At 60.0% G+C, this 8,763-nt stretch carries 7 protein-coding genes; 6 read left to right on the top strand and 1 reads right to left on the bottom strand.

What is annotated here, in order from left to right:
- A partial coding sequence (locus ACHFFR_RS07980; RefSeq protein WP_394263739.1) for an adenylosuccinate synthetase occupies positions 1-615 on the top strand: 615 nt, incomplete at its 5' end.
- A gap of 67 nt (positions 616-682) precedes the next feature.
- Here ACHFFR_RS07980 and ACHFFR_RS07975 read toward each other — a convergent pair.
- Positions 683-1,867 carry a hypothetical protein gene (locus tag ACHFFR_RS07975; RefSeq protein ID WP_394263738.1) on the bottom strand — a complete coding sequence of 395 codons (1,185 nt, stop codon included), beginning with the start codon at positions 1,865-1,867 and terminating at the stop codon, positions 683-685.
- Positions 1,868-2,227: 360 nt separating this feature from the next.
- Here ACHFFR_RS07975 and ACHFFR_RS07970 point away from each other — a divergent pair, with 360 nt between their 5' ends.
- The 5 genes from ACHFFR_RS07970 to ACHFFR_RS07950 all read left to right on the top strand — a co-directional run.
- Entirely contained in the window at positions 2,228-4,093 is a 1,866-nt protein-coding gene (locus ACHFFR_RS07970; RefSeq protein WP_394263737.1) for a phosphoenolpyruvate carboxykinase (GTP), read from the top strand.
- Positions 4,094-4,237: 144 nt separating this feature from the next.
- Positions 4,238-5,116 carry a phosphoribosylaminoimidazolesuccinocarboxamide synthase gene (locus ACHFFR_RS07965; protein WP_394263736.1) on the top strand — a complete coding sequence of 293 codons (879 nt, stop codon included), beginning with the start codon at positions 4,238-4,240 and terminating at the stop codon, positions 5,114-5,116.
- A gap of 183 nt (positions 5,117-5,299) precedes the next feature.
- Complete coding sequence (locus ACHFFR_RS07960; protein ID WP_394263735.1) at positions 5,300-6,094, top strand: TetR/AcrR family transcriptional regulator; 795 nt, start codon at positions 5,300-5,302, stop codon at positions 6,092-6,094.
- A 100-nt stretch (positions 6,095-6,194) separates the two neighbouring features.
- On the top strand, positions 6,195-7,532 hold the full coding sequence (gdhA, locus tag ACHFFR_RS07955) for an NADP-specific glutamate dehydrogenase (protein ID WP_394263734.1): 1,338 nt from the start codon (positions 6,195-6,197) through the stop codon (positions 7,530-7,532).
- A 160-nt stretch (positions 7,533-7,692) separates the two neighbouring features.
- Positions 7,693-8,763, top strand: a 1,071-nt coding sequence (locus tag ACHFFR_RS07950) for a metallophosphoesterase (protein ID WP_394263733.1), incomplete at its 3' end; no start/stop codon positions are given.

Here is an 8,763-nt window from a genome sequence, read left to right as displayed (position 1 = left end):
GTCATGCTCGACATCGACCACGGCACCTACCCGTTCGTCACCTCATCCTCGGCCACGGCCGCGGGCGCCTGCACCGGATCGGGCGTCGGCCCGCGCCGGATCGACCGCGTGGTCGGCGTCGCCAAAGCGTACGTGACCCGCGTGGGCGAGGGGCCGTTCCCCACGGAGCAAGTCGGCGAGGAGGGGGAGCGCCTGCGCGAGGCCGGAGGCGAGTACGGCACGACGACGGGGCGCCCGCGGCGTACGGGATGGTACGACGCCGTGGTGGCTCGCTTTGCATCGCGAGTGAACTCGTTGACGGACATCGTGCTGACCAAGCTCGATGTGCTCACGGGCATCGAGCAGATTCCCGTGTGCGTGGCGTACACGATCGATCACGGGCGCGTGGAAGACATGCCCGAAAGCCAGACGGATATGCACCACGCCGAGCCGATTTACGAATACCTGCCCGGCTGGAACGAGGACATCTCCGAGTGCCGCAAGTTCTCGGATCTTCCCGACAATGCACAGAATTACGTGCTGCGGCTGGAGGAGCTCTCGGGCTGCCGAATCTCCTCCATTGGCGTGGGCCCGGAGCGCACGCAGACGATCGTGCGCTATCCGCTCACTGACTAGCGATCGAGTGATAGGCACAAAGTAGCCGGTGGTAGCTCAGCTACCACCGGCTACTTGCTAGTTTGCCTTACCGGCCCGTCCCGTCGCCGGTCTGGTTGAATCCACCCTCGGCACCGCCGCGGCTGAATCCTTGGCCGGAACCATTCTGCGAGCTGCCGTAGTAGCCGCCCTCAGCGCCGCCCTGGCCGTAGGAGCCCTGCGCGCCGCCAGACTGCGGAACGTTCGGTGACTGGTCGTAACCGCCCGGGTTGTGCGGGGCTGGTCGGCCGCCGTCGCCGTGACCGGGAGCAAACTGCTGAGTCTGCTGCTGGCCGTAGCCGCCCTGCTGGCCGTAGCCGCCTTGCTGACCGTAACCGCCCTGCTGGCCGTAACCGCCCTGCTGGCCGTAGCCGGGAGCGGACTGTCCGTACGGAGCCTGTCCGAATCCGGGGCCACCCTGGTTAGGTCCGCCCTGAGGGCCACCTGGGTAACCTGGGCCACCCGGTCCGCCCTGGCCGCCGTCCTTCTTACGGGTCACGGCGAATACGATGCCGCCGATGGCCGCAAGTGCGGCAACACCAATGAGGACCCACGCCCACACAGGGAAGCCGTCGTCGCGGCCTGGCTCGCCCGCAGGCTCCCCGGAAACAGTCCCGGGCTCGGTTGTGTCTGTCGGATCAATTCGCTCAGAACCGTTCGTCGTCGGATCATCCGTGGTGGGGTCGTCCGTCGTCGGGTCATCCGTGGTCGGGGCTGTGCCACTGCCAGACTTGTAACCCTCGACGTAGATGCCTTGCGTCAAAGCGTTTGGATCGTCATACGTGGCGCGATTTCCGCTGATCTGTGCGCCGTCGGCTTGGATGATGTCGCCTGGCATCTCGATGTTGAAGGTGAAGCCGAAGCCCATCGCGGCGAGCATGTCCAGATCGTCGCTGCCGAGCTCATCCGCAGCTTCATCCGCCGGAACCTCGAAGATGTAGGTGGAGTCGGTCTCCTTCAACGTTTCTCCGTCAACGACGGAGCCGTAGGAATCCACCGTGATGCGGCAGCCCAAGTGACCACCCGAGGAGATGTCTTCGACCGTGTAGTCGTCCTCGCTGCCAACAAAGTCCTCCATGAAGTCGTCACAGGAGGTCAACCCGCCAATTTCGAGGATGCCGTCGGTGTCGTGGATCTCCATCGTCATTCTGGCGTCGCCATTTTCCAAGATGGAGATCGTCGTATCGGATTCGCACGCTGCGATTGTGAGCGCCAGCGGTGCCAGTAGACCCAAGGCAAGGACCCTCTTGCTCCTGGGTGAAGTCTTTGTCGTCATGAGTCACCTTTTCGTTAGACGGGTGTTGGAAAACATACTGCCATGCCCGAGTTGATTTCATACTAATTAGGGGACGAAAGTCCGGAGCGTCTCGCAGTTCGATACAAAGGGGGATGCGTGAGAGGGAGAGTTCTGGTATGTGGAGCACACTAACTATGCACTCAATCTGCCCAACCTATTCAACATGGAGAAAACCCGTATTTTTCTTGGTTATGCTTATTGCGCAATGCCCGATAGTCCCAAGAAATTTACAGTTTCTTTAAGAATAATGGTCAGTGGAAACAATCCACACATCGCCAATCTCTAGGAGGAAATGCGATGACAGAAAAAGCGTTCAATGTTGAGGACGTCCGTGCTGGCGCGCCGGAATTTGCGCCGAACGATCTCGTCGAATGGGTAACTGAAGTTGCCAACATTACGACGCCGAAGGACATCTACTGGGTAGATGGATCCGACGAAGAGTGGGACCGCCTCACTGGCGAGATGGTGGAGAGCGGAATGTTTATCCGCCTGAACGAGGAGAAGCGCCCGAATTCGTTCTTGGCTCGCTCGCTCCCGTCGGACGTGGCTCGTGTTGAGTCGCGCACCTACATCTGCTCAGAGAAGGAAGAAGATGCGGGCCCCACGAACAACTGGGCCGATCCCAAGCAGATGAAGGAAACCCTTATTGGTGAGGAAGGCGTCTTCCACGGCTCGATGGCTGGCCGCACGATGTACGTCATCCCGTTCTCGATGGGTCCGCTCGGCGGCCCGATCTCCCAGCTCGGTATTGAGCTGACCGATTCACCGTACGTCGTCGTCAACATGCGCATCATGACGCGCATGGGCGAAGAGGCTCTCAAGCTGATCGGCGACGGCGAGGCCTGGGTTCCGGCCGTTCACTCGGTTGGCTACCCGCTCATCGATGCCGATGGCAACGAGCGCGAGGACACCACCTGGCCGTGCAACGACGAAAAGTACATCACGCACTTCCCTGAGACCAACGAGATCTGGTCCTACGGCTCCGGCTACGGCGGCAACGCCCTGCTCGGTAAGAAGTGCTACGCCCTGCGTATTGCCTCGACGATGGCTCGCCGCGATGGCTGGATGGCCGAGCACATGCTCATCCTCCGCCTGACGGACGAGAAGACCGGCGAGCAGTACCACATCACCGGCGCGTTCCCGTCGGCTACCGGCAAGACGAACCTCGCCATGCTGCTTCCGACCATTGACGGCTACAAGGTCGAGACGGTCGGCGACGACATCGCATGGCTGCGTCCGGGCGCCGATGGCCGCCTCTACGCAATCAACCCCGAGGCCGGCTTCTTCGGCGTCGCACCGGGCACGTCCTACAAGACCAACCCGATGGCAATGGACACCGCTCGTGCGAACTCCATTTTCACCAACGTTGCTCTGACTGATGATGGCGACGTCTGGTGGGAGGGCATCGACGGCGAAACGCCTGAGCACCTCATCGACTGGCACGGAAATGACTGGACGCCCGAGTCCGGCGAGCTCGCAGCTCACCCGAATTCGCGCTTCACGGTTCCTGCCGCGCAGTGCCCGATCATCGCTCCTGACTGGGATGCTCCCGAGGGCGTTCCGATCGACGCGATCCTCTTCGGCGGCCGCCGTGCGACCAACGTTCCGCTGGTTGCCGAGGCATTCGATCAGGACCACGGCGTTTACGTGGGTGCCACGGTCGCATCCGAGCAGACCGCTGCTGCAGAGGGCAAGGTTGGCTCGCTGCGTCACGATCCGTTCGCAATGCTCCCGTTCTGTGGCTACAACATGGCCGACTACTGGAGCCACTGGCTCGAGATGCAGAAGGAGCTTGGAGACAAGTTCCCGCGCATCTACCAGGTCAACTGGTTCCGCCGCGACGAGGATGGCAACTTCCTGTGGCCGGGCTTCGGCGACAACTCGCGCGTCCTTGACTGGATCGTCCGCCGCGTCTCCGGCAAGGTTGAGGCCGAGGACGGCCTGACTGGTCGCTACCCGAAGAAGGAAGACTTCAACCTTGAGGGCCTCGATGAGGTTACCGACGAGGTCTGGGCCAAGCTCTTCGAGACCGACCCGGGCGCATGGGCGAACGAAGTGGATGCGACCGAAGAGTACTTCACCCAGTTCGGTGACAAGCTGCCTAACGAGATGCGTGAACAGCTTGCCAAGTTCCGCGAGCGCATCGAGGCCGCACAGGCCTAATCGCTAGCATCTAGCGCTTAAGCATCCGATGGAGGGGAAGCCGAGTGCTTCCCCTCCATCTTTGCACACTGCTAGCATGCCTCGGATAGTGTGGCGTGGTTTACACTTAAAGAATTGATTCGAGCGAGGCGCGAGGAGGTTACTGTGCTCTCAGTTCCGAATTGGTCTCGCGTCTACACGGGCAAGGTGCACGATGTATACGCGCCTATTCACCCGGTTGCACACAGTGGCAACGAGATCATCATGCTCGTGACGACCGACCGCATGAGCGTACTCGACCGCGTACTTCCCACCATCATTCCCGGCAAGGGCGAGATGGTGAACGCGATTTCGAAATGGTGGTTCGAGCAGCTTGCGGACGTGGCCCCCAATCACTACCTTTCCGACGACGTGCCGCCCACCGTCAAGAATCGCGCCATGGTTGTCCAGCGCCTCCGGATGTATCCCATCGAGTGCACCGTGGTTGGCTACATGACCCGGCGCATGTTTGACGAGTACACCCGCACCGGCGAATTTCAGGGCACGGCGCTGCCCGCCGGTCTGAAGATCGGCAACAAACTCGCGCAGCCTCTGTTCTTGCCTGCGATCAAGGCGGCGGTGGGCGCCGACGACGAACCCATCAGCTTCGAGCAGATGGAAGAGATCGTGGGGGCGGACGTTGCCGAGCGCCTGAAAGAGATGTCGCTTGACTTGTACGAGGCGGCGAATGAAATTGCTGCCGGCAAGGGATTGGTGATCGCAGACGCCAAGCTCGAGTTCGGATCGTCGAGCGATTATGGCGATGAAGAGTTCGTGTTCGCCGACCACGCGTTCACCCCCGACTCAGCGACGTACTGGATTACCGAGGAGGCCGAAAACGGCGATCCGCGCGCGTTTGGTAAGGATTACGTGCGCTACGTGAGCGAGGACGATGTTCTGGCTTGGATTCGCGGTTCTGGGCCCACCCCCACCCTGGCAGCGGACATTGTGGATGAGATGAGTTCCCGATACCGTTATGTTGAGGCAGCACTGCTTCAGATCTGAAGCAACCGAATTCCCCAAAAATGCTCGTTTGTGGATTACTCGCGTCCTCCGGCGTTTTAGACCTGTTTGCACAGGGGTTTCTGGCGTACTATTTGAGTGTTGTACCCGATATCTAGATCGGCAGGTACGTCGTACGAATCCGAGGTGAAAAATTCTCGGGTTGGAGAATGCACAGGAGAAGACATGGCCACACACCATACCGAAAAGGTGGATCGGCGTAACACGAGGTGGGAAACTCACCGGCAAACCCGTCGTCGCGAACTCATCGGAGCCGCCACGGTTGCGGTTCACAAGTATGGTTTTGACGCCTCGATGGATCAGATCGCGGATGAATCGAAGACGTCCAAGTCAATCCTCTACAAGTACTTTGGCGACAAGGAGGGCCTCCAGTACGCGATCGGCGAGCACATCATCTACGAGCTGCTCTCCTCGCTCGAGGAGGCTGTTGAGCGTCAGGCGCCGTTCGAGGAAGTCCTCTCGCTGGTCGTCAGCCAGTTCCTCCAATTGGTTGACGAGTCCCCGGAGCTCTATCGCTTCATGAAGGTCGCCGAGTTTGAGGACGACCCGCAGGCGGCGCTTATCTCGAAGATCGATACGTCGATGATTTCCGCGTGGAGCAGGCTGTTTTATGTGGACGACGCGATCACGGAGCATGAGTACCATGAGGGCGTGGTGCACGGGTGGCTGACCGGCATCATCTCCATGGTCAAGGGCGTTGCCGAGTCGTGGCTTGTGGCCCGCGAGGTGACGCGCAACGCGGCGGATTATCCGAACTCCGAGCTGTCGTCGGCTCAGAAGAACTTCGCGCTGATTGACCGGGAGCTCCTTCAAAACATGCTCGTCCGCTCGATTCTGCCGATGGTCGACAAGATTGTGGCGGATACCTACACGTTGCTCACCGGCAGTGAGGTCACTGACGAAAAGCGTGCCGAGATCGAAGAGCACGTGCGCACGTTCTCGCCCAGCTACGATTCCTGATCGGCGCGGCGCCTGACCGAGATTTGAGAATAATTCCTTCGTGCCCATGTGCGTGAATTATTCTTGACTCAGCCTGTCCGGCGACGATGAAGGAGTTCGAATGGATGCACGCCTAGAAGCAGTCTATGAAGAGGCGCTGAAGCGTAACCCGACCCAGCCAGAGTTCCAGCAAGCTGTTCGCGAGGTGATGGAGAGCCTCGAGCCGCTCCTGCTCAGCCGCCGGGATTACCAAGACTCGGCGATTCTCGAGCGCATCATCGAGCCCGAACGCCAGATTATGTTCCGCGTGGCCTGGCAGGACGACGACAACAAGGTGCGCGTCAACCGCGGCTACCGAATCCAGTTCAATTCGACGCTCGGCCCCTACAAGGGTGGCCTGCGCTTCCACCCGTCGGTGACACTATCCGTCATCAAGTTCCTCGGCTTCGAGCAGATCTTCAAGAATGCGCTCACCGGTCAGGGAATCGGCGGCGGCAAGGGAGGCTCGGATTTTGACCCGCACGGCAAGTCCGACGACGAAGTGATGCGCTTTTGCCAGGCCTTCATGATGGAGCTTTCGCGTCACATTGGCGCCGACGTCGATGTGCCGGCTGGCGATATCGGCGTGGGTGCGCGCGAGATCGGCTACCTGTTCGGCCAGTACAAGCGGATTGCCAACCGCAACGAGGCCGGCGTGCTCACGGGTAAGGCCGTGGGCTGGGGCGGCTCGCTCGGGCGTACGGAAGCCACCGGCTATGGCCTGGTCATGTTCGCGAATAACATGCTCGCGGAGCGTGGCGATTCGGTTGAGGGCAAGACGGCGATCGTGTCCGGCTCGGGCAACGTGGCAACCTACGCGATTGAGAAGCTCCACCAGCTCGGTGGCAAGGCCGTGTCCATTTCGGATTCGGGCGGTTCGGTCTACGATCCCGACGGTATCGACGTCGATCTGCTCAAGCTGATCAAGGAAGTGCGCCGAGGGCGCGTGGCGGAGTACGCCGCCGTGCGTCCCAATGCAGAGTTCCGTGCCGGCCAGAAGGTGTGGGAGATCCCTGCCGACCTCGCGCTTCCGTGCGCCACCCAGAACGAAGTGGATGCCAATGATGTGCGGGCCATGCACCACCACGGCATCGAGCTCGTTGCCGAAGGTGCGAACATGCCGCTGACGCCGGGCGCCATCGAGGTTGCAGAGAACTCGAAGATGCTTTTCGCACCGGGTAAGGCGGCGAACGCGGGAGGCGTTGCGACCTCCGCGCTGGAAATGCAGCAAAACGCGTCGCTTCAGGCGTGGCCGGCCGACGTCGTCGAAGAAAAGCTCGAAGGCATCATGGAAGATATCCATTCCACGTGCTTGACGACGGCGGAGGAGCTGGACGCGCCGGGGAATTACATGGTCGGGGCGAATGCCGCCGGATTTATGAAGGTCGCTGACGCGATGATCCAGCAGGGCGTCGTCTAGGCTTTACGCAGGTAGATACCTGAAACTTCCGATATGGGGTGGTAACGCTTGGTGCGTTGCCACCCCGTTTCCTCTCGGGTTGCCAGAAAGTAATGACGGGTTCACTCAATCTGGCTAAGATGGTTCCACGTGTGACCTAAACCATGAAAGGGATTCCTTTATGACGCACAATACGCGTAAGCCGCGGCTTCGCTCTTCAGTGAGCCTAGCTGCGGCAGTTTTGCTTGGAACTGCCGGTTTGGCAGCTCCCGCTGTGGCGGCACCAGATCCGTCCACAACACCGGACTCGGTAGCTACTGAAGAACTCGATTCCGAAGCTGAAGCTACCGAGGACACGACGACGGAGGCACCAGATCCGTCCACAACACCGGACTCGATAGCTACTGAAGAACTCGATTCCGAAGCTGAAGCTACCGAGGACACGACGACGGAGGCGCTAGACGTCGGTGAGAGTGTTGTGACGGTTGCGGCGATTTCGGATTTCCATGGTGCGATTAGGACTGCTCCGTATATTGGGGCGATGCTTGATGATTTGCGCGCCGATAATGACGACGTTCATTTCGTTGCGGTTGGTGATTCGATTGGTGGTTCGACGTTCGAGTCGGCTATTGCCGACGATGTTCCGACGCTTGAGGTTTTAAATGCGTTGGATTTGCTGGTGTCGGCCGTGGGTAATCACGAGTTTGACGTGTCGTATGCAGATCTTCGTGACCGGGTTCTTCCCCTCGTGGATTTCCCATATTTGGGGGCGAATGTTGGTGGCGCTGACGAGATTAACGATCCGTATTTCACCGTAGAAGTTGGTGATGTGACCGTTGCTTACGTCGCTACCGTCACTGAGGATACGCCGAGCTTGACGGCGGCTTCTGCGACGGACGGGCTGACGTTTGCTGATCCGGTTGTCACAACCGATGCGATTGCGGCCCAGTTGAAGGATGGCGATGTCACCAATGGTGAGGCTGATGTTGTTGTTGCGTTGATGCATGAGGGATCAGCGGTCGCGGCGACGCTTGGCGCGGATGTTGATTTGGCGTTTGCTGGTCATACTCATGTTGCTGCGGTGACTGAGACTGCGTCGGGTGCTCCGGTGTGTCAGCCTGGTGCATCTGGGACAACTCTTGCTGTTGCAGATATCGCACTGTCGGCTGATGGTGAGCTGACGATTTCTTGTGAGAACCAGACGGTTCCAAGCGAGGGCGATGTCAACGATGAAGTTCAGGAGCTGGTTGCT

The organism is Trueperella sp., from assembly GCF_043424875.1.
GTDB lineage: Bacteria > Actinomycetota > Actinomycetes > Actinomycetales > Actinomycetaceae > Trueperella.
The sequence above is the reverse complement of the archived record's forward strand: the minus strand, read 5'-3'. Positions and strand labels throughout refer to the sequence as shown.

Bases quoted from the DNA above. Each gene is read 5' to 3' on its own strand.
- ACHFFR_RS07970 (WP_394263737.1), top strand. From the start codon at position 2,228: ATGACAGAAAAAGCGTTCAATGTTGAGGACGTCCGTGCTGGCGCGCCG.
- ACHFFR_RS07960 (WP_394263735.1), top strand. From the start codon at position 5,300: ATGGCCACACACCATACCGAAAAGGTGGATCGGCGTAACACGAGGTGG.
- gdhA (WP_394263734.1), top strand. From the start codon at position 6,195: ATGGATGCACGCCTAGAAGCAGTCTATGAAGAGGCGCTGAAGCGTAAC.